The sequence below is a fragment of the Aeromonas sp. CU5 genome (genome assembly GCF_002586745.1).
Taxonomy (GTDB): domain Bacteria; phylum Pseudomonadota; class Gammaproteobacteria; order Enterobacterales; family Aeromonadaceae; genus Aeromonas; species Aeromonas sobria.
The window spans coordinates 3,386,157-3,410,591 of record NZ_CP023817.1 but is presented as its reverse complement, the minus strand read 5'-3'; the positions used below and the strand labels follow the sequence as shown (position 1 = coordinate 3,410,591).

Here is a 24,435-nt window from a genome sequence, read left to right as displayed (position 1 = left end):
AAGGGAGTCAAAGAGACCATGGCCAGAAACGGTTACTCAGAGGTGGAACGCTGCCAGTTTATCTCGTGGGCAGGGCAGCAGGAGCTCCACCGCAAGGGGCAAGGCGTCAGCCCAGGATCGGCAGACCAGCCTGAAAAGACGACGAGGCCATCGGTCCAGTAGCCCAGAGAGGGAAAAGGGGCTTAGGATAACGGTTGGGGTCACGCCCATGGCCAGCCCCCTGTGGTAAACTGCCCACATTTCCGTTTGGTCCTGAATATGCCTCGGCAGTTCCCCATGTTTTGAGAATCCCAATGACCACTAATATCTCTTCCCTGGCTAGCCTGATCTGGTCGGTTGCCGATCTGCTTCGCGGTGATTTCAAACAGTCCCAGTATGGCCGCATCATCCTGCCCTTTACCGTGCTGCGTCGTCTTGAGTGTGTGCTGGCACCGAGTAAGACCCAGGTGCTGGCCATGGTGGATACCACCAAAACCATGCCGGAGCTGGCCAAAGAGAAGCTGCTGCTCAATGCCAGCGGCCACGCCTTCTACAACAGTTCGCCGCTGGAACTGGCCAAGCTGGGTGAAACCCATGTGGGTGACAACCTGGATGCCTACGTGCGGGCCTTCTCCAAGGATGCTCGTGAGATCTTCGAGCACTTCAACTTCGATGCCAGCATCAACCTGCTGGAAGATGCGGATTTGCTCTACAAGGTGGTTCGCTCCTTTGCCAATGTGGATCTCTCCCCGGAAGCGGTAGACAACTACCACATGGGTCTGGTGTTTGAAGAGCTGATCCGCCGCTTTGCGGAAAGCTCCAACGAAACCGCCGGTGAACACTTTACCCCTCGCGATATCGTGCGGCTCACCACCTCCCTGGTGTTTGCCGGTGATGACGAGGCGCTCGGCAAGCCAGGCATTGTGCGTTCCATCTATGACCCCACAGCGGGGACTGGTGGCTTTCTCTCTTGCGGCATGGAGTATCTGTACGAGCTGAACCCCGCCGCACGGCTGGCCACCTTCGGTCAGGAGCTCAACCCCGAGTCCTACGCCATCTGCAAGGCCGACATGCTGATCAAGGGACAGGAGATCAGCAACATCAAGCTGGGCAATACCCTCTCTGATGACCAGTTGCCCTACAAGACCTTTGATTACTGCCTCTCTAACCCGCCATTCGGGGTGGACTGGAAAAAGGTCGAAAAACAGGTGCGGGATGAAGCGACCAAGCTGGGCTTTAACGGCCGCTTTGGCCCAGGCTTGCCACGGGTATCTGACGGCTCCTTGCTATTTTTGATGCACCTTATCGCCAAGATGCAGCAACCCTCGGCCGACTGTGTGGGCTCCAAGATCGGAATTATCCTCAACGGCTCACCGCTCTTTACCGGTGGGGCGGGCAGTGGCGAGAGCGAGATCCGTCGTTATATCCTCGAGCACGACCTGCTGGATGCGCTGGTGGCCTTGCCCACCGATATGTTCTACAACACCGGCATTGCCACCTATATCTGGGTGCTTTCCAACCACAAACCGGTCGAGCGTAAGGGCAAGGTGCTGCTCATTAACACCAGCGACCTACACAGCCCGATGCGTAAATCGCTGGGGTCCAAGCGCAAGCAGCTGAGCGACGAAGCATTAAGCGAGATCGTCAGCCTTTATAGCCGCTACGAAGAGAGCCCGATCGCCAAAATCTTCCCCACCACCGCCTTTGGCTATCGTCGTCTGACCATCGAGCGGCCACTGAAATTGGCGTTCTATCCGCAGGATGCCGAACGCCTTGCCAGCCTCACTGCCGATAAGGGGTGGGCCAAGCTCGATGCCACCCTACAATCCGCCATCCTGACCGCCTTGGGCCAGTTCCCTGAGGCCAAGTTGCTCTCTCGCGACAAATTCAAAAAGCAGCTGACCAAACTGCTGGGTGAGGTAAAGCTGCCTGCTCCAGCCTTTAAGCTGCTGGTGAGCCATCTGGCTGAGCAGGACGACGCCGCCGAGGTGTGTAAAAGCAAAGGCGAGCCGGAAGCCAACCCGGATCTGCGGGATAACGAAAATGTGCCGCTGGGGGAAGACATTCATGAATATCTGCAGCGTGAGGTGCTGCCCCATGTGCCGGATGCCTGGATAGACTCCAGCAAAACCGACCCACTCGATGGTCAGGTGGGCATCGTGGGCTACGAGATCCCCTTTAACCGCCACTTCTACCAGTACCAGCCGCCCCGCGATCTGGCGGCCATCGATGCCGATCTGGATGCGGTTGCCAAGGAGATTATGCAGTTGCTGGCGGAGGTGCATTCATGAGTGAGGCAGTAGCAACACAGCAAGGGCTGGTGGGCAAGTATCGTCCCTATCCGGAATATAACGATTCGGGAGTGGCATGGTTGGGTCATATTCCTGCACAATGGTCGTTAAAAAAATTAAAGTATCTATGTAGCATACAGACTGGAAACAAAGATACGGTAAATGCAGAGGATGATGGGGAATATCCATTCTTTGTCCGATCACAAACAGTAGAACGAATAGGTACTTATACTGCTGATTGTGAGGCTGTACTGACAGCAGGTGATGGCGTTGGTGTTGGGAAAGTTTACCATTATTATAATGGTAAGTTTGATTACCATCAGCGAGTATATATGCTGAGTGATTTCACCAGAGTTACTGGTCGATTTGTATATTACTATCTGTCATCAAACTTTTATAAGGTCGCCTTAGAGGGAAATGCAAAGTCTACAGTGGACTCGTTGCGGCTACCTCAGTTTTTAAATTTTGAGTTTTCTATACCACCTCTCGATACTCAAGATGTAATAGTTGCCTTTCTCGACTACGAAACAGCCCGGATTGATCGGCTGATTGCCCAGCAGCAGCATCTTATTGCGTTGCTCAAAGAGAAGCGGCAAGCAGTGATCTCCCACTCCGTCACCAAGGGCCTTAACCCCGACGCCCCCATGAAAGACTCCGGCGTCGAGTGGCTCGGCCAAGTGCCGGAGCATTGGAATGTCACTAAGTTCGGATTTATCTCTAATGTTGTAAGAGGCGGTTCTCCTCGCCCAGCTGGTGACCCCGAACTTTTTGATGGCGACTATTCTCCTTGGGTCACAGTTGCAGAGATTACTAAAGATGAAGAAGTGTATTTAGAAAGCACGGAGAGCTTTCTTACTGAAAAAGGAAGTAAACAGTGCCGAGTATTCAAGCGAGGTACGCTTTTGCTGTCAAACAGTGGAGCAACTCTTGGTGTACCTAAAATATTATCAATAGATGCAAATGCCAATGATGGTGTGGTTGGTTTTGAAAAACTTTCTGTAAACACTGAATATGCTTACTTTTACCTATCGACCCTGACTGATAATCTCCGAGAACGCATAAAGCAAGGCTCGGGGCAGCCTAACCTTAATACTGACATCGTTAAGTCAATTGTGATACCTCTACCTCCATCGGGTGAAGTCGAAGCAATTCTATCTGAAATAAAAACTCATCGGATAACCTTCTCAGTTTTAATTAGCAAGGCGGATACCGCAATCAAACTGATGCAAGAACGCCGTACCGCCCTGATTTCCGCCGCCGTCACTGGCAAGATCGATCTGCGCGGCTGGACACAGCCAGCAGAAGAGGCCGCAGCATGAGTTCAATGCCGCAAACCGAGGCGACTGATGCCATTGCTCCAGCCAGCAATGACGAACAGTACCGCTGGCTGACCGAGTTGATCTTCGATAGCAAGGAGCTCGATAAACTGGGGGGTATGGTCTCCGAGTTCAACCTGTTTGAAGCGATGGGGATGGTGCGTCAGGAGATCCGCCACTCCCATTTTCTTGGCACCCTATTTAATCCTCGCGAGCCCCATGGCTTGGGCTCTCGCTTTTTTGAGTCGCTGCTTTCAAGGTTGCTCTATGACTTGCCGGATCGGCGAAGTGGCGATGTTTCCCTGCTTGATATCGATCTCTGCGATTACGACGACCTGCAGGTATTTCGCGAGCAAGATCGTATCGATCTGCTGCTGGTGAGCGAGCAAAACCGTCAGGTCTTTGTTATCGAGAACAAGATTGATGCCGGTGAGCACGGCAATCAGCTGGAACGGTATGAGCAGGCCGTAAACCGCCGCTACCCCGAGCATCGCAAGGTCTTTGTCTTCTTGACTCTGGACGGCAGAGAGGCCAGTCGCGATGGCTGGTTAAACCTGAGCTATGCCCAGGTAATTGAATGCCTGAGCGAACTGGTCACTGATTATGGCCATCAGATCCCGCCATCAGCCCGTATCGGCATTGAGCACTACATCACCCTATTCAAGCGATATTTTATGGAAGATACCGAGATTGCGGAGCTCTGCCGCCGCATTTACAAAAAGCACCAGAAAGCTCTGGATCTGATTTTTGAGCACAGACCTGCGGATGGCGATGGCCGAACCGAGCGCCGGGATTGGGCGAAAGATGTTATCGCTCTTGTCGCAGAGCAGCACGGTTGGGAGCTCGATAGTGAGACAAGAACCATGGTTCGCTACGCCCATTTGCCGTGGGATGACGGGAAGGGGATACGTTCTTCAAACTGGACCAAAAGTGGCCGCGTTGTACTGTTTGAAATCCAAAGCAATACCGACAAGCTGGAGCTGAAACTGCTGATTGGCCCTAGCAGTGACGCTTCATTGCGTGACCATCTGTTTAGCCGTGTGGAGCAAAGTGGTGTTGCAGCGCTGTCGACACGAAAACTGCGGCAAAGCCCGCAATGGAGCCAAGTCTACTCACTGCGTTTGCTCGATAAAAAACACACCGTCGAGGAGTCTGACGAAGAGGCGTGCAAAAAACAGATCGACAAGAAGCTACAGCACTTCTGGTTGCAAGACTGGCCCCTGCTGAAAGAGACCATGGACAAGGCGATTGAGACCTTGTAGCGAGGATGGCGATAACAATGGATAACAAAGCACGGGAAAAGACGTTTCAAGACCATATCATCGCAGATTTGGAGCAACTCCATTTATTGGTTGGTCGTGGTTATCAGGAGAGCTAATGCTGATTCGGATACTCAAAAAACTACTGCTATGGTGCGGCGATGATTCATATCAGCGTCAAGCTACGCGGATAAAAGAGGCTGATGTATTAAATGATGCTCTTTTAAAAAAAACTGTGTGCTTAGTGGAAGAGCGGGACACTAAGTCTACAGCATTGGAGCACGCTGAGCTTCGAGTTCAACGATTGCTATCTGAGCTCAATGATATGGATGAGGCATCTCAGAAACAGGCATCCATCATTCGTAGCATGGGGAGCAAGCAAAGGGATTTGGAAGATAAAGTCTATGAGCTGCAACAGTGGGAAACTCGATATCGGCAAATGATCCATAAGCTCACGCCAAAAGATCAAACTCCCAAAATCATTAAAGTAGATGCTGAATCAACCGCTGTCTTACCTCCCTATAGCAGGGACGAATGCCAAGCATGTGGTGGAATTGGGCCATATTGCAGATGCTCTAACTAAAAACATCCTTACCGATTAAAACGTAGAAGAAGAGTTATGGACAGTAAAGCACGGGAAAAGGCATTTCAAGACCATATCATCACGCAACTGGCCGCTTCGGGTTGGCTGGTGGGTGAGTCGTCTCACTACGATAAAGATCGAGCTCTCTATCCGGAAGACTTGATCGCCTTTGTGCAAGAGAGCCAGCCTGAGGGGTGGCAGAAGTTCTGCAAGACCTACGGCGAGCAGCCGGAACGCCACCTGCTGGATGGTGCGGTACGCCAGCTTAAACGCAGTGAAGGGGGAACTCTGTGGCTGCTGCGTAATCAGATTGAAGATCGCGGCCATCGACTCAAGGTGGCCAGCTTCAAGCCTGATCATGACTTGAATCCAGAGCTGCTGGCTCGCTATCAAGCCAACCGGTTGCGGGTGGTGCCCGAGTTGGTTTATAGCCCCCATGGCTATGATGGCCGTATCGATCTGACCCTCTTTTTGAACGGCATCCCGGTAGCGACACTGGAGCTCAAATCTTGCTTCAAGCAGTCGCTGGAGAATGCCAAGAAGCAGTATCGAGAAGATCGCTTGCCCAAGACCAATGGCCGCGATGAACCACTGCTGAGCTTTCGCCGTGGGGCGCTGGTGCACTTTGCAGTGAATCAGTTCGAGGTGGCGATGACCACCAAGCTGGCGGGCGACTCGACTTTCTTCCTGCCATTCAATCAGGGCACCCGTGAGGGTGGGGCGGGCAATGATCAGCCCTTGCCAGTGAATGGTGAGGAGGGCATTGCTACCGGTTATCTGTGGCAAGAGATCCTGCAACCGGATAACTTCCTGCGGATACTGAGCCGCTATCTGCACCTTGAGGTCAAGGTGGAAGAGGATGAGCTGGGGCGGCAGAAGAAGAAAGAGACGATGATCTTCCCTCGCTATCACCAGTGGAAAGTGGTTCAGAATTTGTTGGCCACGGTGGGACAGGAGGGAGCTGGTCAGAAGTACCTGATCCAGCACTCGGCGGGGTCTGGCAAATCCAACTCGATTGCCTGGCTGACCCATCAGCTGGCCTCGCTCTACCTGGATAAGGGGGAGAAACTGTTCAATTCGGTGATAGTGATTACCGATAGAACGGTGCTCGACAGCCAGTTGCAAGAGACTATCGCCCAGTTTGACCATGCTGATGGGGTAGTGAGCCGCATCAACCGTGAAGAGGGAGATGGCTCCAAGTCAGCACAGCTGACCGATGCACTGGCCAGCGGCACGCCCATCATCATCGTCACCATTCAAACCTTCCCGCACGTACTCAAGGCCATTCAGGAATCAACCACACTGAAAGGCTCTCGCTTTGCAGTGGTTGCCGATGAGGCGCATTCAAGCCAGACCGGCAGCACGGCTCGCCAGTTGCGTGAAGTCTTGATGGCCGAGCAGCTGGATGGGGAAGAGGAGCTCAGTGGCGAAGATGTGATGAACATGACGCTGGCCGCTCGTGGCGGCAGCCAGAACATCAGCTATTTCGCCTTTACGGCAACCCCGAAGGGTAAAACGCTGGAGCTGTTTGGCCGCCCAGCGAACCCGGCGATGCCGCTTGGCCCGGATAACAAGCCCAGGCCATTTCATGTTTACTCCATGCGTCAGGCGATCGAGGAGGGTTTTATCCTCGACGTGCTGAAGAACTACACCAACTATTCGCTTGCTTACAAACTCGCCATGAAGGCAGAAGAGGCTGATAAGGAAGTGGATGCCAAGAAGGCTCGCATCCGGCTATCCAAGTGGGTGCGGCTACACCCGCACAATATCGGCCAGAAAGTGGCGATCATCGTTGAGCATTTCCGCACCAACGTGGCCAATCTTCTGGGAGGGCAGGCCAAGGCGATGGTTGTGACGTCGAGTCGGCTGGAGGCGGTTCGCTACAAGCTGGCGTTCGACAAGTATGTAACAGAGCAAGGCTATGGTGCTATTCGTGCCATGGTGGCGTTCTCTGGCGACATCGAAGAGGAAGGGCAGAGCTTTAACGAGCGGAACATGAACCCCGAGCTTAATGGGCGGGATATGCGTAAGGCATTCGATACCCAGGACTATCAGGTGATGCTGGTGGCCAACAAGTTTCAGACCGGTTTCGATCAGCCCAAGCTGTGTGCCATGTATGTGGACAAGAAGCTGACAGGAGTGGATTGCATCCAGACCCTTTCTCGCCTCAACCGCACCTATCCCGGTAAGGAGAGCACCTTTGTGCTCGATTTTGTGAATGATCCGCAGGATGTGCTGGAGGAGTTCCAAAAATATTTTGAGACAGCCACCCTCGATACCGTATCCGATCCCAATCTGGTCTATGACCTGTTCCACAAGCTGAAAGCGACGGGTATCTTTACCTGGAGCGAGGTGGAGGCGTTTAGTGATGCCTATTTCGATCCCAAGCGTGGGGCCGAAGCCTTGCCCGGTTATATCAAACCGGCTGTCGAACGGTTCACCAAACGTTACAAGCTGGCCAGTGAAGCTGTGAGGGAGTGTCGCCAGATGCTCAAACGCATCGAGCGGGAAGGCGGGTCTGCGACTGATAAGGTAAATGCCGAACGGCGGGTCAAAGAAGCGACCGAAGCCCGGGGCGAGCTCGATCTCTTCAAGAAAGATCTCAATAGCTATGTGCGGTTCTATGAGTTTGTCTCCCAGATCACCGCCTTTGATGACGAATCATTGGAACGGCTCTGCGTGTTCGCCCGCCACCTGCTGCCGATGTTGCGTCAGGAGGTACTGGAGGAGGACGAGATTGACCTCTCCCAAGTGTTGCTGAGCCATTACAACCTCAAGGCCAAGCGAACTCAGGATCTCAAGCTCAAAGCTGATGCAAGCGGCAATGGCTTGCAGGGCATCTCGGCGCTTGGCAGTGCTAAAGCAAAAGAGGAGAAGAAAGACTTCCTCTCTCACATTCTGGAGCAATTGAACGATCTGTTCGGTACAGAGGTGACGGATGGGGACAAGCTGGATTGGCTACAGGGAATGGCCAGCAAGATTGCGGAAAACCAGCCCTTGATGGATCAGGTGCGAAATAACCCCCGCGACGCCATCATGCTGGGTGACTATCCCAAGGCGGTTGATGCGGCCGTGATCGAGCGGATGGATATCCAGAATGGCATGTCGCTGGACTACCTCTCTCGCCCCGAAGCGGCCAATATCATCCAGGGTTTGATCTTGGATCTGCTGTTCAAGGGATTTGGTAAGCCATTGCAAGGGAAGCTATGAGTAGCGTGAACTGGAAAGACCTGTTGGCCCACCTCAAGGTGGTGGTGCCAGCAGGCAGCGTGACCAGCTATAAGGTGCTCTCGCGGCATTTTTATGGCCATGACCATGGTACTCAAGCTATTGCCTCCATGCTGAAGGCTGCCGTGGCAGCAGATGTTCGTCATGCGATTTGGACCAACCGAGTAGTAGGGGCTGATGGGAGCGTCGTTGATGTAAACGGACAGGCGGAGCAGCTGAAGGAAGAAGGTTGGCTGTTGCCACTCAAAGAGGTGAGAGAGTGATGGGACAAGATGGCTTTCGCTTACCAAACCGAATCCATGATATCGGCTCGTTAGTGGTTCAGACCAAGCAATGGAGCTCAAAACCTTCGGTTGAAGATCTCTGGATGGCCTATCTTCTTGCGCGCATTCCTGAAGAGCGAACGAATGATGAAATTCAGGCTCTCCAGTCATGGTTCTATCAAGAGGTTGAGGAGCAGGGGTATGAGCTCCTACTAATTTAGTAAGAAATAGGGTCAGCCTCCGAAGAGATTGAACCCATTTTTATGTCTAGTGGAACCCGCCTGAGGCGGGTTTTTTTATGCGTGCAGAGCCCCATCACCAGTGTCATTGGGTTGGTGCGAACAGCGTCACCATGATCAATCGGGTGGGGTGTTCAATTATGGCGCCGCGAACGTGAGCATCTCCTTGATGTGCACACAGTGTTTGGTCGTGATGGGAAAATATCCGGGATGGCTGAAAGGAAACCAGCGAGAACTCGCTAATTCGATATGCCCGTCAGCATGGCGCAAATGGTCTTAAGGAGATACTGCATGCTTGAACTACTCAAAACTCTCGCTACCAACTCCCTCGCTACGAATCTTGGCTTCATGGCGGCTGTATTGGCGTTAGGTTTCTTGCTGTTGGTCGCTACTTGGTAATGAGTGGGGCCGCTGGCCCCACTTTCCCACTATCAAGATGGTTTATCCATTCTCGGGCAGGCTTACTTTTTTGTGGATTTGCTTGGCTTTAACGACGGGGTATTTCCCGGAGTATCTTTATTATCACGACGACGTTGATCTGGTTTCCCTGTCGATTGAGCGATTGGTTTCGGACCAGGTTTAAGACCCATAACAGTTCTCCTTTAACTGTTCAGAGGACGACCCTCTAACATGGAGATGTGGGCTGTAATCAGAATTATCAAGAGTGATTGTAGGATTAATGTGCGTAAGGGGAGATGCGCTAAGTTGTAGTTCCATTTTGCTACCTGCTACCTGCTACCTGCTACCTGCTACCTGCTACCTGCAATCTGTCACCATGCAACATGGTCCATGTTTTAGCGGGTATGTCTCTTGCCGCACACAATCTAGGCCCGATAAAAACCATTAAACACCCAACCTTGTTACTGCTGGTGGATGCCAGATGGCGTCCATGTCGTGATCGTGTGGGCATATGACTGTGGTGGGTAAAAATGTGCAAAGTGTGCAAACCCGCCTCACTCACAGCAAACTGGAAATAACTCAAACCCTCTTGATTCAAGGCTTTACGAGTCGTACTATCCTTGTGAAACCGCAGTTTCGGGATTCAAAATCCGCCGATGAATAATCGTGTCGGTTCGAGTCCGACCCCGGGCACCATCAAATTTAATGACAAAAGGCCATCCTAGCGGATGGCCTTTTGTTTTTCTGTGCCGCCTGTGGCGGCAGGTTTCTCGATGAGCAGGTTGGCATGGGTGTATGGAGATGGTATTCACCTGACGGTGGTCTACATCTCCCTTTTGTTCAAATTCCAGTCCCAGCAGTGGTGCTGCCGGGTCCGGGTAATGATTGATGCACTGTGTGCACTGTGTGCACTGTGTGCGGTGTTGCAGGGGATGAGGGAGAGGCAAAATGACCAAGGGCGGTAGCCCGCCCTGGTGAGGGTGAGTGGAGCGGTAATATCAGCTGGCGGTCGCCCCACTCGGGGCTGTTTTATTTTGTAGCTTTTGCTGATAGCGCAGGTCTTCTTCTATGGTGACCACGACCTCCAGTGGCTTGCCGGAGCGGAATACCGAGATAGTCAGTTTGGTGCCAGGGCGGCTTTCGACAATCTTGTCCATGGCACTGCGCACGCCGTTGATGGCTTCTCCATCGATCTTGAGCAGCACGTCCCCTCGCTGCAGACCACCTTTGGCCGCCGGGCCGTTGGGATCCAGACTCTCAACCACCAGACCGCGCAGGTCGCCGAGGTTCATCATCCGCGCGACGATGGGATTGATCTCGACGCTGGAGACCCCGAGATAACCGCGGATCACCCGGCCGTTGGCGATCAGTTCATCCATGATCCGTTTCGCCAGCCTGTAGGGGATAGCGAAGCTGATGCCATAGCTCTCCTGATTACCGTTGAGGTGATAGGTGGCGGTGTTGATACCCACCAGATCGCCACGGCCGTTGACCAGGGCCCCGCCCGAGTTCCCCTCGTTGATGGCCGCATCGGTCTGCAGCAGATCCTGACGGCCATTGCTGTCTGGGCCCATGCTGGAGAGGCCGGTACGGCCGGTGGCGCTGATGATGCCCTGGGTAATGGTCTGGCCGACGTTATAGGGATTACCGATGGCGAGCACCACATCTCCTACCTCGGGAAGCCGTTCCGGGTCTTGCGGGATCACCGGCAGGTTATCTGACTCGATATAGAGCACCGCGAGATCGGTGAGCTGATCGGTGCCGACCAGTTCGGCGCTGAACACCCGGCCATCTTGCAGTGCCACTATGACCTGATCGGCATCGGCAATGACGTGGTAGTTGGTCAGCACATAGCCGCGCTGGTTCATGATGACACCGGACCCCAGCCCCTGTGGGCGCAGCTCTCCCTGATTACCCTGATTACCCTGATTGGGCGCAAAGCTGCGAGTATAGATGTTAACGACGGCTGGACCTGCCCGATGGGCGGCGTACGAGAAGCTTAACTCACGGGCATTGGTGATGATGCCGGGCAGTTGGGCACCACCGCGAAAATGGGGGAACAGCAGCAACAGCAGCGCAGCGACGGTCAAACCAAAACCGACAGACTTGCCCAAGTAACTGACTAAAGGGGGGATTTTCATTTGATTCTCATCCGGACAGGCAGCGGGCAGAGAATAACACTATCGATGGATAAAAATCACCCGCGGCGAAGGCCGCGGGTGATGGAGGGGTTGGCGAACAACCAGCGCGCTAGCGGATCACCAGATAGAGCGAGGAGTCGCCACGCTGGATGTTCAGCGCCAGCACGTCGGGCTTGTTCTTCAGCGCCTTGGTCAGATCGCCCAGAGCGTTGATGCGCAAGCGGTTCACTCCGATGATGATATCGCCTTTCTGCAAGCCGGAGGCGGCGGCAGGTGAGCGGGGATCAATATCTGTCACCGCAACGCCGGAGACCGGGTCAGTGGTGGTGCTGAGCTTGGCCCCTTCCAGTGCCGGGTGGAGCGCGCTGGCGCGCACTTCGGTGTCATCGGCCTGTTTCAGGGTCACCTTGACACTCTGTGGCTTGCCGTCGCGGATCAGGCCAAGCTCGACCTGCTTGCCAGCGCCCATGGTGGCGATCTTGGCACGCAACTCCCCGAAGGAGCGAACCGCTTTACCATCGATGCTGATGATGATGTCACCCGCCTTGATCCCGGCTTTATCTGCCGATGATCCGGGCATGACCTGATTAACGAAGGCGCCATCTTTCTTGTTGTAGCCGAAGGTTTTAGCGATGTCGGAGGTCAACTCGGTGCCGGTAATGCCCAGCTGGCCACGTCGTACTTCGCCGAACTTGACGATCTGCTCGGTGAGATCCCGCACCATATTGGACGGGATGGCAAAGCCGATACCGATGTTGCCACCATTCGGACCTAGGATCGCGGTGTTGATACCGATCAGCTCGCCACGCAGGTTGAGCAGGGCTCCGCCCGAGTTGCCGGAGTTGATGGCCGCATCGGTCTGGATGAAGTTCTCCAGATTTTCGATGTTGAGGCCGCTACGGCCCAGTGCGCTGACGATCCCCGAGGTCACGGTCTGACCCAGACCAAAGGGATTGCCGATCGCCAGGGCATAGTCACCGACCCGCAGTTCGTCTGAGTCGGCAAACTTGATCTGCACCAGATCCTCGGCCTTGATTTGCAGCAGGGCGATATCGGACTGCTTGTCTTCGCCGATCTTCTTGGCCGCATATTCACGACCATCCTTGAGGTTTACCTTGATCTCGTCCGCCTCGTGAACCACGTGGGCGTTAGTGATCACATAACCTTTCTTGGCATCGACGATGACACCTGAGCCCAGCGCCTGGAATGGCTGCTCGCTCACCTGCTCATCGGGCATGTTGGGGCCAAAGAAGAATTTGAACTGTTCTGGCAGGCGTTGGCGGGTAATTTTTTTACCAGAGACCGAGATATTGACCACCGCCGGAGTGACCTGTTCGAGAACCGGCGCCAGGCTTGGCATCTCCTGATTTGAACCTAACAGGGAAGGCAGAGCAGCCTGTGCAGGAGCCGCAGACATGGCGATACCGACACTGAGGGCTAGCACACTGAGCAAGGAAAGAGGTTTACGCATATGAAAAACAGCTCCCAGAAAAAGTTGCGTTGCAATCGTCAAGGTCAGACCACGGGAGTAGTCGATTAGTTCCTCGAGGAACTAGTTTGGTTGTTTGAGCAGCCCAGAAGAGGCGCCCGCATAGTCACGGGGCGGAATACTCGGCTCGTCGACCACTTTTGCTGGAGTTTCCTCTACCAGCGACTCACGAAATAGCGGTTCCTGTGCTTTGGCCAGGAATTTGCTCTGCTCTGCCATGTGGCGATAGAGGCTCTGATATTGCTCGGCAAGTTGCTCCATCAGCGCAGCGCTATCGGCGAAGTGGGTGTTGATTTGGCCCTGGTAACTTTCGAGCTCCTTGTGGGCCTTTTTCAGCTCCTGTTCCAGGCGACCGGCATCACGGCTACGCACCGAAAAACGGCCGAGAACGATACCGATAATCAAGGCCGCGACAGCCAGCAGGATCCCAGTTAACAGACTCATAGATGCTCCTTGTTACAGCTAAAACAGTATGGGTTTATGCGGTTGGCAAAACCGCCATGCCTTGATGGCACTATACCGTGCGTCCTGAGGCCGTGATACCATTTTGTCCTCTATTCAGGGACTTGGAGAGGCGTTCAGGGATGACACCGCAGGAAAAATACCAGCAGGATCTGCTGCGCCCCGGCCTTGTGGCCGACCCCGCGCAGGGGATGGCGATCAGCAGGCTGGAGCGACTGTATCAGGATTTGCAGCGGAGCCCGACTCCGACCAGATCCCGGGGGCTGTTTGGCTGGTTGCAAAAGCCCACGCCACCGGAGCCTGTCCTTGGTATCTATATGTGGGGTGGAGTGGGCAGAGGCAAGACCTGGCTGATGGATACTTTTTTCGACAGCTTGCCGGGGACGCGCAAGATGCGCAGCCATTTCCACCGTTTCATGCACCGGATCCATGATGAACTTCAAGGGTTGAGCGGCCAACCTGATCCACTCAAACTGGTCGCCAGCAAGCTTGCCAGCGAGACAGACATCATCTGTTTCGACGAATTTTTTGTCTCCGATATCACCGATGCCATGTTGCTTGGCACCCTTTTTCAGGAGCTGTTTGGCCACGGTGTGGTGCTGGTTGCCACGTCAAATATTCCGCCGCAGGATCTCTATCGCAACGGGCTGCAGCGAGCCCGTTTTCTGCCGGCGATCGTGCTTATCGAGCGCCATTGCGAGATACTTAACGTGGATGGTGGCGTCGATTATCGCTTGCGCACGCTGGAGCAAGCAGAGATTTACCACTGTCCGTTGGATGTGCGGGCGAAAAGCAATCTTGATCACTATTTTCAGCAATTAACCGGTGGAAACGAAGCCCGCGAGGGGGGCGTTGAGATCAATCATCGTCAGTTGACGTCACTGGGGATGGGGGAAGGGGTGATCTACATGGAGTTCGAGCAACTTTGTTGTACTCCCCGTTCCCAGAACGACTATATCGAACTGGCCAGACTGTTTCATACCGTCCTGCTGGCCAATGTGCAGCCAATGGGAAATGGCACGGATGACGCGGCCCGCCGCTTTATTGCTATGGTCGACGAGTTCTACGAACGGCACGTTAAACTCATCATATCGGCGGCGGTTCCCATGACAGAACTCTATGGTGAAGGGCTACTGAATTTCGAATTCAAACGCTGTCTTTCGCGGCTTCAGGAAATGCAATCGCACGAATACCTTGCCAGAGAGCACCTTCCTTAGTCACAATACCGCGCCTGCCAGTCGGATGGGCATCTGCGGCAGGTAGGGCTGGGCGAGATTTGCTAGTGTCATGGCAGTGAAATTAGCAGGTGATATTTAAGGCAACTTCACTTATAATCGCCCGGCCCACGTTACAGCTGTCGATAAGACAGCGACACTTTAAGCTTTACTTGTATTCGAAGGGGTACAGGTAGGCCATCGTTTGTTGTTTGTGGGAGAGCCCCCATAAGCAATTGGGTCTGTAACAGGTAATTGGGTTTAACTTAATGAAAACTTTCGTTGCCAAGCCAGAAACCGTAAAACGTGACTGGTACATTGTGGACGCAGAGGGTAAAACTCTGGGTCGTATCGCAACCGAGATCGCTTCTCGTCTGCGTGGTAAGCACAAAGCTGAATATACTCCGCACGTTGACACCGGTGATTACATCATCGTTGTAAACGCTGAGAAGGTACATGTAACCGGTAAGAAATTTACCGATAAAATCTACCATTCTCACTCCGGTTTCCCGGGTGGTATCAAGTCAATCAGCTTCGACAAGCTGATCAAGCGTAAGCCGGAAATGGTAATCGAAGCTGCTATCAAAGGTATGCTGCCGAAGGGTCCTCTGGGCCGTGCCATGTTCCGTAAACTGAAAGTTTACGCAGGCGCCGAGCATGCTCATGCTGCTCAGCAACCTCAAGTACTGGATATCTAATCGGGAACTGGCAACATGGCAGAAAATCAATACTACGGTACCGGCCGTCGCAAAAGCTCCACTGCTCGCGTATTTATCAAAGCGGGTAGCGGTAAAATCATCATCAACCAGCGCTCCCTGGAGCAATACTTTGGCCGTCCGACTGCCCGCATGGTAGTTCGTCAGCCGCTGGAACTGGTTGAGATGACCGAGAAACTGGATCTGTACATCACCGTTAACGGTGGTGGCATCTCTGGTCAAGCTGGTGCGATCCGCCACGGTATTACTCGTGCTCTGATGCAGTACGACGAAACCCTGCGTGCCGAACTGCGTAAAGCTGGCTTTGTTACTCGTGATGCCCGTAAGGTTGAGCGTAAGAAAGTTGGTCTGCACAAAGCTCGTAAGCGTCCGCAGTACTCCAAGCGTTAATTCGCTGCTGGTACTCGCTCTTTCGAGTGTCAAAAAAGCCTGGCAATTGCCAGGCTTTTTTTATTGGTAAAATTACCGACATCAATGCTAACCACGCGTCACAAAAGACAAAAATTTGTTTCTTTATTGTTTTCATTGCCCACCTCTCTTTCTTGTCAACTTGTTATATTTTCTTTAAAATTTACCCTGTTTTCTGTGGCGATTGTAAATCCAGCTTCCGCCGCTGTTGTCACAGGAAAAATGGGGAACAGGGACACTATAAGAATGTGCGGAGTCCACATGGGAGAGTTTTTGGATGAGCAATGCGCCAGTTGATACCGGTCGCCGCAGATTTCTTACCTGGTCAACGGTTGCCGTTGGCGGGGTGGGAGCTGCGTTTACCGCAGTGCCGTTTATTAAATCATGGAATCCGAGTGCCAAGGCCAAAGCAGCCGGTGCGCCGGTTGAAGTCGATATCAGCAAGTTGGAACCGGGTCAGCTCATCCGTGTCGAGTGGCGAGGCAAGCCTGTCTGGGTGGTGAAACGCACCAAACAGACGCTAGATGCCTTGGCTGCGCATGATGACAAGCTGCGGGATCCCTCATCTGAAGAGCCACAGCAGCCTGACTATGCCCATAACGGCTACCGATCCATCAAGCCCGAAATTTTTGTCGCTGTGGGTATTTGCACTCATCTGGGGTGTTCACCCTCGTATTTGCCGGATAACTTTGGCGAGCAGGTACAGGGAGTCACATCCGGCTTTTTCTGCCCGTGCCACGGCTCCAAATTCGACATGGCTGGTCGTGTGTTCCAGGGGGTGCCTGCACCATTGAACCTGGTCATTCCACCGTACCAATATCTTAGCGACACCACCATTCTGGTCGGTGCCGATGGCAAGGAGGCCTGACCATGTTGAGTAAACTGATGGGCTGGATCGACTACCGCTTCCCGCTCACTGCCATGTACAACGACCACATGGCCAAGTACCCGGCACCGAAAAACCTGAACTTCTGGTACTTTTTTGGCTCTCTGGCGATGTTGGTGCTGGTCAACCAGATCATCACCGGCATCTGGCTGACCATGAACTACAACCCCTCCGCCGAAGGCGCATTTGCTTCGGTTGAGTACATCATGCGGGATGTGGAGTACGGTTGGCTGTTGCGGTATATGCACTCCACCGGTGCTTCTGCCTTCTTTGTTGTGGTTTACATGCACATGTTTCGCGGCATGATTTATGGCTCATATCAGAAGCCTCGTGAACTGCTGTGGATCTTCGGCATGCTGATCTTCCTGGTGCTGATGGCGGAAGCCTTCATGGGCTATCTGCTGCCCTGGGGGCAAATGTCCTTCTGGGGCGCCCAGGTCATCATCTCGCTGTTTGGTGCCATTCCGGTCATCGGTGACGATCTGACCCTGTGGATCCGTGGTGACTATGTCATTTCTGGTGCGACCCTGAACCGCTTCTTTGCGCTGCACGTCATCGCGTTGCCGCTGGTGTTGGTGATGCTGGTTGCCATGCATATTCTGGCGTTGCATGAGGTGGGTTCCAACAACCCGGATGGCATCGACATCAAGAAGCATAAGGATGAAAAAGGCTGGCCGTTGGATGCGGTGGCATTCCACCCTTACTTCACGGTGAAGGACATGATTGGCGTGGCAGGTTTCCTGTTCTTGTTCTGTGCCGTTATCTTCTTCAAGCCGGATATGTGGGGCTACTTCCTCGAGAAGCCTAACTTTGAAGTGGCCAATGGGCTGAAGACTCCAGCACACATTGCACCAGTGTGGTACTTCACGCCGTTCTACGCCATTTTGCGGGCGGTACCGGACAAATTGCTGGGTGTCGTCATGATGGGACTTTCCATCGTGGTGCTGTTTTTGCTGCCTTGGCTGGATCGCTGCAAGGTGCGTTCGGTGCGTTATCGCAGCAAGCTGCACAAGCTGAACATCGCCCAGTTTGTTGTTTGCTTCGTGATTCTGGGGATCCTTGGGGTGCTGCCGTCGACGCCGATGCTGACGCTGATTGCCCAAATTTGTACCTTGGGTTATTTCGGGTTCTTTGTCCTGCTGTTCTTCTATAGCAAGAACGAAAGCACCAAGCCGCTGCCGGAGAGGGTTACATTCAAATGAAAAGAATCATATTTGCAGTACTGACCCTGCTGCCGTCACTGGTGTTTGCCAATACAGGGGCAGTGCATCTGGACAAGGCTGAGTACGACTTGAGTGATAAGGCCTCCTTGCAGCGTGGTGTGACAACCTTCATGAACTACTGCGCTGGTTGCCACTCGACGCAGTATCAGCGCTACAACCGGGTTGCAGAGGATCTGGGTATTCCTGAAGAGTTGATGAGGGAAAATCTTGTTTTCACCGGCGCTAAAATCGGTGAATTAATGAAGATCTCCATGCCAGAGAAGGATGCTGCCAAGTGGTTCGGTGCACCACCTCCCGACCTGACGCTGGTTGCCCGTGTGCGTGGTGCAGACTGGATCTATACCTATCTGCGTTCGTTTTATGTGGATCCGACCCGCCCATTCGGGGTGAATAACGTGGTGTTCCCGTCCGTGGGCATGCCCCATGTGCTGGAGCCGCTGCAGGGAACCCCCCGTGCCGAGTTCGCCACTCACACGGTCGACGGAGTGGAAACCCAGCAGGTTGTCAGTATCAAATCTGACGGTAATGGCGAAATGAATGATGAAGAGTATGATAAGACGGTGCTGGATCTGGTAAACTTCTTGGTCTACTCGGCTGAACCGGTACAACAGGAGCGTGAACGCATGGGCTTCTGGGTACTTGGCTTCATCGTAATCTTCTTCATCTTCACTGTGCTGTTGAAGAAGGAATTCTGGCGCGACGTTCACTAAGCGACCAGAAGTGGGTAATATAATGCACGGCAATGAAGACCAAGATGCTTCATTGCCGTTTCTGCTTTTTAATGACGGGAGGGTTCAATGGCTGTAGCTGCCAATAAGCGTTCGGTAATGACGCTGTTTTCCGGTGCCAACGATATGTTCAGCCATCAGGTGCGTATTGTCCTGGCGGAGAAGGGTGTTAGCGTGGATATCTGCCAGGTTGACCCAGCCAACCTGCCGGATGAGCTGGCCGAGCTGAACCCGTACAACACTGTACCAACCCTGGTGGATCGTGAGCTTGCTCTTTATACCTCGCGCATCATCATGGAGTATCTGGACGAACGCTTCCCGCATCCGCCCCTGATGCCGGTTTATCCGGTTGCCCGTGGCAACAGCCGTCTGATGATGCATCGTATCGAGCTGGACTGGTACTCCCTGGCTGACAAGGTCATGGCCGGAACTGATGCAGACGCTGCACGCAACGAACTGCGTGATAATCTGCTGGCCATCGCCCCGATCTTTGGCGAAATGCCTTATTTCATGAGCGAAGAGTTCGGTCTGGTTGATTGCTACATGGCGCCGCTGTTGTGGCGTTTGCCGAGTCTGGGTATTGACCTCACCGGTCGTGGTGCCAAAGAGCTGAAGGCTTACATGGTTCGTTTGTTCGAACGTGAATCCTTCCAGGCATCCCTGACCGAAGCTGAACGCGAGATCCGTTCTGGCGTATGAGTAGCGAGCCAACAATGACCCCGAGCCGCCCCTATCTATTGCGGGCGTTCTTTGACTGGTTGCTGGACAATGACCTGACCCCCCATCTGGTGGTCAACGTCAACCTGCCCCATGTGATGGTGCCGATGCAGTTTGCCCAAGATGGGCAGATTGTGCTGAATATCGCGCCTCGTGCCGTGATGCAGTTCCACATGGACAATGATGCCATCAGCTTCAGCGCCCGTTTTGGTGGAGTATCCCAGCAGGTTTATATCCCGATGGCGGCTGTGTTGGCCATTCATGCCCGGGAGAACGGCGTTGGCACTATGTTCCCGCCCGAACCTGGTTATGATATTTGGCTGGAGCAGGCCGAAGCTCCAGTGGAGCCAGAGCCCGAACCGCCGCGTCCAAGCGGTCGTCCGACCCTGACAGTGATCAAATAAAAAACGCAGCCGATGGGCTGCGTTTTTTTATGCCGGTTTGGCTCAGTTCTGGGCGAACTCGAATGCCTTGATGACGCGTTTCACACCATCAACGTGGCGGGCAATCTCTACCGCTTGCTCCCCTTCCTGCCGGGTCACCAGGCCAATCAGGAATACTTCACTGTTTTCAGTAACGACTTTGACCTTGGCGCTGTCAAAATTTTTGGTACCGAACATGTCGGCTTTTACCTTGGAGGTGATCCAGGAGTCATTGCTACGGGTGGTCAGGCTGGCCGGTTGCCCGAGCCGCAGCTCGTTGTAGACATGCCGTACCCCTTCGATACGACCGACAATTTTGCCTGCTTCCAGTTTGTAAACGTCAGAAGGTGTCTGGCCAACCAGCAGGACACGGCCATTGTTGCTGTAGACGCTGATCTTGCTAGTGGCGCTCATGGGCTTGTTGTCGGCCAGCTGGTTGGCGGCTTTCAACTCTATGGTCTGGTCATCCCACTGGGCACTCATGGTGCGACGATCGCCGGAAACCTTGGCGGTCCCCGCGGCACCGCCGACTACCACGGCGGCGCAGCCTTGCAGCAGCAACGAGCCAGCGACGATGCCAAGGATGAGGATCTGCTTGTTCATTGGTTCAATCTTCCTGTTGCGGGAAAAGTGTCTGGTCGATGAGATCACAGAGACAGTGCAGGGTCAACAGGTTCACTTCCAGAATGCGAGGCCGACGGGCGGAAGGGACGCGGATCTCCACATCGTTGGGCCCCAGCAGGCCGGCCATCTCGCCACCGTCACCACCGCTCAGCACCACTATGGTCATGTCGCGGGAGAGAGCGGCCTCTGCGGCTTTGATCAGGCTACGGCTGTGGCCAGAGGTGGTGATCACAACCAGAATATCGCCAGGTTGGCCCAGTGCGCGGATCTGCTTGGCATAGACCTCTTCAAAACCGTGATCGGTGGCGATGGCACTGATGGTGGCCATATCGGCGGTCAGCGCCATGCCGGGCAGGGAAGGGCGCTGGGTTTCGTAGCAGTTGACCAGCTCCGAGATAAACAGCTGTGCCAGTGCGGCAGAAGGACCGTTACCGCATGCCAGCACCTTGTGGCCATTGAGCAGGCAGATGGTGATCATCTGGGCTGCCGTATGGATGGCATCCGGCAGCGCCTCGGCGGCAGCTATCTTGGTCTGGATGCTTTCGGTGTAGTTTTCTTTAATGCGGTCAGTCATAGGGTCCTCTTAAAATGCGTTCTGGATCCAGTCTGGCTGGTCACCCTCGAACGCGATCACATCGAATCGGCAGGCCTGATGAGCCTCGTTGATGGCATGTTGCTTTAAATAGTGGCGCGCTGCCAGCACGATCTTGCGCTGCTTTGCGCGGGTGACCGAGCTGGCGGCTCCGCCATGGCTGCTGTTGGCCCGGTAGCGCACCTCAACAAACACCAGGGTCTGGCCCTGGTGCATGATGAGGTCTATCTCACCGCCACGACAGCGATAGTTGCGAGCTACCGGTTGCAGGCCGCGGGCTTGCAACCAGCGTTCAGCCACTAGCTCAAAGTGCTGTCCCTTGGGTGTCGCTGAGGGGAACAGGCTCTGCAATTGCTGGCGCATCCGTTTCCATAGCTCCTTCACTGGATGGCTCCTCCAGTTGCTGAACAGCGTTCTCATCGACCAGCTTGCCATTCTGGTAAGTGCCCCAGCTCAGCATCCGTAAGATATTGCCCTGAGCGTCCACGCTCAGCTGACCGCTCATGCCAGCCTGTTGCATGCCACTGACCTTGCGCATCTGTTGCAGGTTTTCTGCCAGACTCACGGCATCGTAACCCATGGCAAACAGACGCAGCAGGTCACCCTGGATCTGTGGCCACAGTAGCGCAATCTGTTCGCGCTGGGTTTCATAACCACCAAGCAGCAGCGGCATGTCACCGATCCGCATGCCGTTCAGCTCGGATGCGACTTCGGTGGCGGCGCTGTCGTAGCCACGGGAGCTGCTGTAGATGGGCAGGCTGCCCATCGGATTGACCGAGACATCCACGTAGGGCTTGATCATCCGGGTTTCCAGGCTGTTGGCCACCACATAAACGGCATCTATGCTGCGCGGTGCGGCATCAGAGAGTTGCACCACCTCGCCAGCACGGGCAGTTGAGCGGCCGCTCAGGGCGTTCTTGACCATCCCCTGCACTTCATTGCGGGCGCCAAAGGTGGCAACAACCGGCTTATCCTGGCTCAGGGTCGCCCAGCTCTGCTCGAAAGCCTTGATGCTGCCGTAGCCGATCCGCCCCTGGGCGGCAATCAGCAATGGCTTGCGGTAGCCTTGAGCGTAGAGGTACTGGGCGGCCTGCGCAGCATCGGCTGCGGCTGAGAGGGAGAAGTAGTAAGTGGTGTCGTTGACGATCGGCTTGTCCAGCTCGTTGAGCGCCAGTACCGGCACGGTCGGATTGGCCTGAAGCAGTGCCTCGACCCGATCTTTGAGCAGCGGGCCGATAATCATGTCTGCCCCTTCCTGGATCGCCTGCTTGTAAAGATCGCCGATCGCCTTGCTCTGGGTGTCGTAGAAGTTCAGGGTGAATTGCCCCTGATTCTCCTTGTAAGACATCAGCATGCCGTTGCGAATGGCGGATCCTTGCGGTTCCAGGTTACCGGAGAGTGGCAGCAGCACTGCAATCTGCTGCACCGAGGTACTGGCAGTGGTAGCCAGATCGCCCAATCCTGCTGGCATATCCTTCTGGGCCGGATGGTTGGGGAAGTCACGCTTCCAGCCTGCCAGCTGACGGGCCAGCAGGTTTGGCTGGGCGCCAAACTCATTGACCAGTGCTGCCAGTCGCAGCCAGCCAGTGGTCACGTCAGGTGCCTGGGCCTCTTCCAGCGCTTGCAGGGTGGAGGGGGTCATGCTTTTCAGCAACGACCAGATCTGCTGATGGTTGGTCGCCTGCTCGCTCTGATTGAGATAGGGCTCCAGTGCAATCAACGACTTGGCTGCGCCAAACTTGTTGTTGATGTCGAGCTGCAGCACCACGCGCTGGCGATACCAATCCTTCTGGGTATCGGCATCCAGCACTACCTCGGGTTTGCCTTCCAGCAGGATCAACGCCTGATTGGCGTGGCCCTGTGCCAGCAACAGATGGGCTTGCAGCAGTTGCAGCTGCGCCTTCTGGGCGGGCTCCTTGGCCTGCTTTTGCAATTGCTGGAACAGTGCCGAGGCCGGTTTGGCCTGGCCCAGCGCCAGATAACTGCGGGCCGCCAGCATCTGCCAGGTAAAGGCTTCGGCCGGCTTGGCCGGGTCCACCTGCTCAAGATACCACTGGGCATTCTTGGTCAGATTGGAGAACGCAGAGGGCATGCCTGACTGCCCTGACGGTTGATTGGGCTCCGACGCACAGGCGGCGAGCAGTACTGCCGCGAGTATGATGCCGAAGAGTCGTGATACACTTAGCTGCTTTGTAACCCGGTTCAAGTTCATTCCCCGACCAGTGTTGAAGTTAGCCATAGTGTAAACGGGCCAATATGGCGACACAATTGTCGGGACACTCGGAGATCCCATGAGTGACATCCCAACCCTGTATATAGTCCCCACTCCGATCGGCAATTTGGCGGATATCACCCAGCGTGCATTAAACATTTTACGCAGTGTTGATCTGGTGGCCGCTGAAGATACCCGACATACCGGTATCCTGCTCAGCCACTACCAAATCTCGGTGCCGACCTTCGCTCTGCACGACCACAACGAGCAGCAGAAGGCCGATGTGCTGATCGGCCGGATCAAAGAGGGCAAGAGTGTTGCGCTGGTCTCCGATGCCGGCACCCCGCTCATCAGCGATCCCGGTTACCACTTGGTCACCCGCTGTCGCGAGGCTGGGGTCAAGGTCGTGCCGCTGCCCGGCCCTTGCGCTGCCATTACCGCCCTGAGCGCGGCCGGTCTGCCCACCGATCGTTTTGCCTTCGAAGGCTTCTTGCCCGCCAAGAGCAAGGGACGCGACGATCGTCTGCAAGCCGTTATCGAAGATACCCGTTCGCTGGTGTTCTACGAATCGCCGCGTCGGGTGCAGGATACCGTTGAAGCGATTGCGCGCATTCTCGGCGAACGTCAGGTGGTGGTGTGCCGCGAACTGACCAAAACCTTTGAGTCGATCCACGGCCTGCCCGCCTCCGAAATGCTGATCTGGCTCGGTGAGGATGATAACCGTTGTCGCGGCGAGATCGTGTTGGTGGTGGCTGGGGCCAATAAGCATGAAGAGGACCTCCCTGCCGAGGCGATCCGTACCCTGGGACTGTTGGTGACCGAATTGCCGCTGAAAAAAGCTGCCGCCCTGACCGCCGAGATCCACGGTGTGAAGAAGAATGCCCTCTACAAATACGGCCTTGAGCACTATTAAGTCGTGTGATCGTGCCTGCTGGCTGCTTTCTAACCGATGCAAACCAGCGTGCCAGCAAACTTTGGCTGCCAAGTCAGGGTTGAGGTGCGATAGAAGCACGATAAATCGCTGTAAACAGGAATTGCCGGTTT

General features: G+C 54.6%; 23 protein-coding genes. 16 read left to right on the top strand and 7 right to left on the bottom strand.

The window, feature by feature from the left end; translation table 11 throughout:
• Positions 1–293 precede the first annotated feature (293 nt).
• The 7 genes from CK911_RS15255 (at position 294) to CK911_RS15225 (ending at position 9,140) form a co-directional block, all read left to right on the top strand.
• Entirely contained in the window at positions 294–2,270 is a 1,977-nt protein-coding gene (locus CK911_RS15255) for a class I SAM-dependent DNA methyltransferase (protein ID WP_098970985.1), read from the top strand.
• Positions 2,267–3,589 (top strand): restriction endonuclease subunit S, encoded by a 1,323-nt coding sequence (locus CK911_RS15250; protein WP_098970983.1) that lies wholly within the window; start codon positions 2,267–2,269, stop codon positions 3,587–3,589. The genes CK911_RS15255 and CK911_RS15250 overlap by 4 nt, the downstream gene beginning before the upstream one ends.
• Positions 3,586–4,848, top strand: coding sequence for a PD-(D/E)XK nuclease family protein (locus CK911_RS15245; RefSeq protein WP_098970981.1), 1,263 nt, complete (start codon positions 3,586–3,588; stop codon positions 4,846–4,848). The genes CK911_RS15250 and CK911_RS15245 overlap by 4 nt, the downstream gene beginning before the upstream one ends.
• A 115-nt stretch (positions 4,849–4,963) precedes the next feature.
• A complete protein-coding gene (locus CK911_RS15240; protein ID WP_098970978.1) occupies positions 4,964–5,428 on the top strand; it encodes a hypothetical protein in 465 nt (154 codons plus the stop codon).
• Positions 5,429–5,464: 36 nt separating this feature from the next.
• Entirely contained in the window at positions 5,465–8,638 is a 3,174-nt protein-coding gene (locus CK911_RS15235; RefSeq protein ID WP_098970975.1) for a type I restriction endonuclease subunit R, read from the top strand.
• Complete coding sequence (locus CK911_RS15230) at positions 8,635–8,919, top strand: MGMT family protein (RefSeq protein ID WP_098970973.1); 285 nt, start codon at positions 8,635–8,637, stop codon at positions 8,917–8,919. The genes CK911_RS15235 and CK911_RS15230 overlap by 4 nt, the downstream gene beginning before the upstream one ends.
• Positions 8,916–9,140: a hypothetical protein gene (locus CK911_RS15225; RefSeq protein WP_157774561.1), complete on the top strand. Its 225-nt coding sequence runs from the start codon at positions 8,916–8,918 to the stop codon at positions 9,138–9,140. The genes CK911_RS15230 and CK911_RS15225 overlap by 4 nt, the downstream gene beginning before the upstream one ends.
• Positions 9,141–10,555: 1,415 nt before the next feature.
• Here the strand turns inward: CK911_RS15225 and degS are convergent.
• From degS to CK911_RS15205, 3 genes are all read right to left on the bottom strand, one after another.
• Positions 10,556–11,698 (bottom strand): outer membrane-stress sensor serine endopeptidase DegS, encoded by a 1,143-nt coding sequence (gene degS, locus CK911_RS15215; RefSeq protein ID WP_098970967.1) that lies wholly within the window; start codon positions 11,696–11,698, stop codon positions 10,556–10,558.
• 109 nt (positions 11,699–11,807) lie between these two features.
• On the bottom strand, positions 11,808–13,169 hold the full coding sequence (locus CK911_RS15210) for a Do family serine endopeptidase (RefSeq protein WP_042019616.1): 1,362 nt from the start codon (positions 13,167–13,169) through the stop codon (positions 11,808–11,810).
• Between the two features lie 81 nt (positions 13,170–13,250).
• Positions 13,251–13,631: a YhcB family protein gene (locus CK911_RS15205; RefSeq protein WP_098970964.1), complete on the bottom strand. Its 381-nt coding sequence runs from the start codon at positions 13,629–13,631 to the stop codon at positions 13,251–13,253.
• Positions 13,632–13,771: 140 nt separating this feature from the next.
• On the opposite strand from CK911_RS15205, the gene zapE reads away from it, so the two are divergent.
• The 8 genes from zapE to CK911_RS15165 all read left to right on the top strand — a co-directional run bounded on the left by zapE (position 13,772) and on the right by CK911_RS15165 (position 19,945).
• On the top strand, positions 13,772–14,866 hold the full coding sequence (zapE, locus tag CK911_RS15200; protein WP_098970962.1) for a cell division protein ZapE: 1,095 nt from the start codon (positions 13,772–13,774) through the stop codon (positions 14,864–14,866).
• Positions 14,867–15,132: 266 nt separating this feature from the next.
• On the top strand, positions 15,133–15,561 hold the full coding sequence (rplM, locus tag CK911_RS15195; protein WP_042019612.1) for a 50S ribosomal protein L13: 429 nt from the start codon (positions 15,133–15,135) through the stop codon (positions 15,559–15,561).
• Positions 15,562–15,576: 15 nt separating this feature from the next.
• Positions 15,577–15,969 (top strand): 30S ribosomal protein S9, encoded by a 393-nt coding sequence (gene rpsI, locus CK911_RS15190; RefSeq protein ID WP_042019610.1) that lies wholly within the window; start codon positions 15,577–15,579, stop codon positions 15,967–15,969.
• A 295-nt stretch (positions 15,970–16,264) separates the two neighbouring features.
• Entirely contained in the window at positions 16,265–16,855 is a 591-nt protein-coding gene (petA, locus tag CK911_RS15185) for a ubiquinol-cytochrome c reductase iron-sulfur subunit (RefSeq protein WP_042019608.1), read from the top strand.
• Between the two features lie 2 nt (positions 16,856–16,857).
• Entirely contained in the window at positions 16,858–18,075 is a 1,218-nt protein-coding gene (locus CK911_RS15180) for a cytochrome bc complex cytochrome b subunit (protein ID WP_068978372.1), read from the top strand.
• Positions 18,072–18,806 carry a cytochrome c1 gene (locus tag CK911_RS15175; RefSeq protein WP_098970960.1) on the top strand — a complete coding sequence of 245 codons (735 nt, stop codon included), beginning with the start codon at positions 18,072–18,074 and terminating at the stop codon, positions 18,804–18,806. The genes CK911_RS15180 and CK911_RS15175 overlap by 4 nt, the downstream gene beginning before the upstream one ends.
• Before the next feature lie 87 nt (positions 18,807–18,893).
• The gene (gene sspA, locus CK911_RS15170) at positions 18,894–19,523 is read left to right on the top strand and encodes a stringent starvation protein SspA (protein ID WP_068978373.1); all 630 of its coding nucleotides are present in this window, start codon (positions 18,894–18,896) and stop codon (positions 19,521–19,523) included.
• Positions 19,520–19,945 carry a ClpXP protease specificity-enhancing factor gene (locus tag CK911_RS15165; protein WP_042019602.1) on the top strand — a complete coding sequence of 142 codons (426 nt, stop codon included), beginning with the start codon at positions 19,520–19,522 and terminating at the stop codon, positions 19,943–19,945. Before sspA ends, CK911_RS15165 begins: the two co-directional genes overlap by 4 nt.
• Before the next feature lie 42 nt (positions 19,946–19,987).
• On the opposite strand, the gene dolP is transcribed toward CK911_RS15165, so the two are convergent.
• The 4 genes from dolP to CK911_RS15145 are packed head-to-tail and all read right to left on the bottom strand — an operon-like array spanning position 19,988 to position 23,271.
• Positions 19,988–20,566, bottom strand: a complete 579-nt coding sequence (gene dolP / locus CK911_RS15160) for a division/outer membrane stress-associated lipid-binding lipoprotein (RefSeq protein ID WP_042019599.1) — start codon at positions 20,564–20,566, stop codon at positions 19,988–19,990.
• A 4-nt stretch (positions 20,567–20,570) separates the two neighbouring features.
• Entirely contained in the window at positions 20,571–21,161 is a 591-nt protein-coding gene (locus CK911_RS15155; protein ID WP_042019598.1) for an SIS domain-containing protein, read from the bottom strand.
• 9 nt (positions 21,162–21,170) lie between these two features.
• Positions 21,171–21,542: a YraN family protein gene (locus CK911_RS15150; protein ID WP_042019596.1), complete on the bottom strand. Its 372-nt coding sequence runs from the start codon at positions 21,540–21,542 to the stop codon at positions 21,171–21,173.
• On the bottom strand, positions 21,484–23,271 hold the full coding sequence (locus CK911_RS15145; RefSeq protein ID WP_253860333.1) for a penicillin-binding protein activator: 1,788 nt from the start codon (positions 23,269–23,271) through the stop codon (positions 21,484–21,486). Before CK911_RS15145 ends, CK911_RS15150 begins: the two co-directional genes overlap by 59 nt.
• A 199-nt stretch (positions 23,272–23,470) precedes the next feature.
• Here CK911_RS15145 and rsmI point away from each other — a divergent pair, with 199 nt between their 5' ends.
• Positions 23,471–24,304: a 16S rRNA (cytidine(1402)-2'-O)-methyltransferase gene (gene rsmI / locus CK911_RS15140; RefSeq protein ID WP_098970952.1), complete on the top strand. Its 834-nt coding sequence runs from the start codon at positions 23,471–23,473 to the stop codon at positions 24,302–24,304.
• Positions 24,305–24,435 lie beyond the last annotated feature (131 nt).

Bases quoted from the DNA above. Each gene is read 5' to 3' on its own strand.
- CK911_RS15255 (WP_098970985.1), top strand. From the start codon at position 294: ATGACCACTAATATCTCTTCCCTGGCTAGCCTGATCTGGTCGGTTGCC.
- CK911_RS15250 (WP_098970983.1), top strand. From the start codon at position 2,267: ATGAGTGAGGCAGTAGCAACACAGCAAGGGCTGGTGGGCAAGTATCGT.
- CK911_RS15245 (WP_098970981.1), top strand. From the start codon at position 3,586: ATGAGTTCAATGCCGCAAACCGAGGCGACTGATGCCATTGCTCCAGCC.
- CK911_RS15240 (WP_098970978.1), top strand. From the start codon at position 4,964: ATGCTGATTCGGATACTCAAAAAACTACTGCTATGGTGCGGCGATGAT.
- CK911_RS15235 (WP_098970975.1), top strand. From the start codon at position 5,465: ATGGACAGTAAAGCACGGGAAAAGGCATTTCAAGACCATATCATCACG.
- CK911_RS15230 (WP_098970973.1), top strand. From the start codon at position 8,635: ATGAGTAGCGTGAACTGGAAAGACCTGTTGGCCCACCTCAAGGTGGTG.
- degS (WP_098970967.1), bottom strand. From the start codon at position 11,698: ATGAAAATCCCCCCTTTAGTCAGTTACTTGGGCAAGTCTGTCGGTTTT.
- CK911_RS15210 (WP_042019616.1), bottom strand. From the start codon at position 13,169: ATGCGTAAACCTCTTTCCTTGCTCAGTGTGCTAGCCCTCAGTGTCGGT.
- CK911_RS15205 (WP_098970964.1), bottom strand. From the start codon at position 13,631: ATGAGTCTGTTAACTGGGATCCTGCTGGCTGTCGCGGCCTTGATTATC.
- zapE (WP_098970962.1), top strand. From the start codon at position 13,772: ATGACACCGCAGGAAAAATACCAGCAGGATCTGCTGCGCCCCGGCCTT.
- rplM (WP_042019612.1), top strand. From the start codon at position 15,133: ATGAAAACTTTCGTTGCCAAGCCAGAAACCGTAAAACGTGACTGGTAC.
- rpsI (WP_042019610.1), top strand. From the start codon at position 15,577: ATGGCAGAAAATCAATACTACGGTACCGGCCGTCGCAAAAGCTCCACT.
- petA (WP_042019608.1), top strand. From the start codon at position 16,265: ATGAGCAATGCGCCAGTTGATACCGGTCGCCGCAGATTTCTTACCTGG.
- CK911_RS15180 (WP_068978372.1), top strand. From the start codon at position 16,858: ATGTTGAGTAAACTGATGGGCTGGATCGACTACCGCTTCCCGCTCACT.
- CK911_RS15175 (WP_098970960.1), top strand. From the start codon at position 18,072: ATGAAAAGAATCATATTTGCAGTACTGACCCTGCTGCCGTCACTGGTG.
- sspA (WP_068978373.1), top strand. From the start codon at position 18,894: ATGGCTGTAGCTGCCAATAAGCGTTCGGTAATGACGCTGTTTTCCGGT.
- CK911_RS15165 (WP_042019602.1), top strand. From the start codon at position 19,520: ATGAGTAGCGAGCCAACAATGACCCCGAGCCGCCCCTATCTATTGCGG.
- dolP (WP_042019599.1), bottom strand. From the start codon at position 20,566: ATGAACAAGCAGATCCTCATCCTTGGCATCGTCGCTGGCTCGTTGCTG.
- CK911_RS15155 (WP_042019598.1), bottom strand. From the start codon at position 21,161: ATGACTGACCGCATTAAAGAAAACTACACCGAAAGCATCCAGACCAAG.
- CK911_RS15150 (WP_042019596.1), bottom strand. From the start codon at position 21,542: ATGCGCCAGCAATTGCAGAGCCTGTTCCCCTCAGCGACACCCAAGGGA.
- CK911_RS15145 (WP_253860333.1), bottom strand. From the start codon at position 23,271: ATGCCCTCTGCGTTCTCCAATCTGACCAAGAATGCCCAGTGGTATCTT.
- rsmI (WP_098970952.1), top strand. From the start codon at position 23,471: ATGAGTGACATCCCAACCCTGTATATAGTCCCCACTCCGATCGGCAAT.